This window comes from Microbispora sp. CSR-4 (genome assembly GCF_008033685.1).
Classification (GTDB): domain Bacteria; phylum Actinomycetota; class Actinomycetes; order Streptosporangiales; family Streptosporangiaceae; genus Microbispora.
Genome location: NZ_VJVX01000219.1, coordinates 1 through 700 on the forward strand (window position 1 = coordinate 1; position 700 = coordinate 700).

1 pseudogene is annotated in these 700 nt (G+C 68.7%); it reads right to left on the reverse strand.

What is annotated here, in order from left to right:
• Window positions 1-640, reverse strand: a pseudogene (locus FLV34_RS39530) (ATP-binding protein); the annotation flags it as partial.
• Between the last annotated feature and the right edge of the window lie 60 nt (window positions 641-700).

The window sequence follows — 700 nt, forward strand, 5'->3', positions numbered from 1 at the left end:
GTCCTTGGTCCGGTAGTGGAAGAGCTCCACCCGCTCGTCCGACCAGGTGAGCTGCCGGGCGAGCTCCATAAGACGAAGCCCTCCAGCAGCGGTCCGAACTGGCCGTCGGGCCGCACCAGGCTCCTCGCGTCGGCGCCCAGCAGGTTGGCGGCCACGCCCGAGTCGACGAGGGCCACTTTGGGGGTGCCGACCGCGCGGTTGCTGAGGTGCGTGACCAGGCGGGGATGCGCTTGATCAGGAAGACCTCTTCGAGCAGGCCGAGGTAGCGGTTGACGGTGCTCCCGGACAGTCCGATGTCCGCTCCGAGCGCGCTGGCGACCAGCAACTGTCCCGACCGGGCGGCCACCGACCGCACCAGGGCTCGCATCTCGGCCATCCGCTCGATCTCGGACAGCCGGCTCACGTCCCGCGCGATCAGATCGGAGACGTACGAGTCGAAGAAGCGCTCGCGTCTGCGCGGGTTCGTCCGGGTCACCGCCTCGGGAAAGCCGCCGCGCACGAGTCGCTCGGCATAGTCGGCGCGCGACAACGAGGACGTGTGATGGAGGTTCTCGCCCTCGGCGAAGATCGCGTCCACGAACCTGTCCGGGGTGGCGTCGATCTCCCCCTGGGAGAACGGCCACAGCTCGATCGTCTCCATGCGTGTCGTGGTGAATCGGTCGCAGGGCACGTGGTGAATCGGTCGCGGGGTACGTGAGCC